General features: G+C 55.1%; 1 protein-coding gene. It reads right to left on the bottom strand.

The features are described 5' to 3' along the window. On the bottom strand, positions 1–1,088 hold a 1,088-nt coding region (locus C8R11_RS16370; protein WP_181258295.1), incomplete at both ends, for a beta strand repeat-containing protein.

The following is a 1,088-nucleotide window of genomic DNA, read 5'->3' as shown; positions in this document are numbered from 1 at the left end:
ATATTGACCGCTTCATTCAGGCCGGCGCCAGCGGCTATATTCGCGGCGACATCACTGATGCTGTAGGTGACACTGGTTGCAAAACCTGCAATGGCGTTTGCCTGGGCAATGGTTGCTGCGGTGCTGGCGGTGACCGCACCTGCTGCATTTGCAATCACTGCATTGGATGAACCTGCTATGGCTGCCGCGGTATCGGTAATGGTTGCCACTGACTTGCTGCCGGAGTTGGTGGCATTTTCTATGGTCGTGGCCTGCGCGATGGTGACATCATCGGTAATGGTAATATTGACCGCTTCATTCAGGCCGGCGCCAGCGGCTATATTCGCGGCGACATCACTGATGCTGTAGGTGACACTGGTTGCAAAACCTGCAATGGTGTTTGCCTGGGCAATGGTTGCTGCGGTGCTGGCGGTGACCGCACCTGCTGCGTTTGCCAGCACTGCATTGGATGAACCTGCTATGGCTGCCGCGGTATCGGTAATGGTTGCCACTGACTTGCTGCCGGAGTTGGTGGCATTTTCTATGGTCGTGGCCTGCGCGATGGTGACATCATCGGTAATAGTAATATTGACCGCTTCATTCAGGCCGGCGCCAGCGGCTATATTCGCGGCGACATCACTGATGCTGTAGGTGACACTGGTTGCAAAACCTGCAATGGTATTTGCCTGGGCAATGGTTGCTGCATCTGTTGCAGTAACGCTGGTTGCCTCATCCAGCGCCGCATCACTTGATCCAGCAATGGCCGCCGCAGTATCTGCAATAGCAAATACTACCGCTGTAGCAAATGCATCAATAGCCCCAGCCTGCGCGATCGTGGCCGCAGTGCTGGCGGTGACCGCACCTGCTGCATTTGCAATCACTGCATTGGATGAACCTGCTATGGCTGCCGCGGTATCGGTTATGGTCGCCACTGACTTGCTGCCGGAGTTGGTGGCATTTTCTATGGTCGTGGCCTGCGCGATGGTGACATCATCGGTAATAGTAATATTGACCGCTTCATTCAGGCCGGCGCCAGCGGCTATATTCGCGGCGACATCGCTGATGCTGTAGATGACACTGGTTATAAAACCTGCAATGGTGTTTGCCTG

The organism is Nitrosomonas aestuarii (assembly GCF_003046585.1).
Lineage (GTDB): Bacteria > Pseudomonadota > Gammaproteobacteria > Burkholderiales > Nitrosomonadaceae > Nitrosomonas > Nitrosomonas aestuarii.
This window is presented reverse-complemented; position numbering and strand designations above follow the sequence as displayed.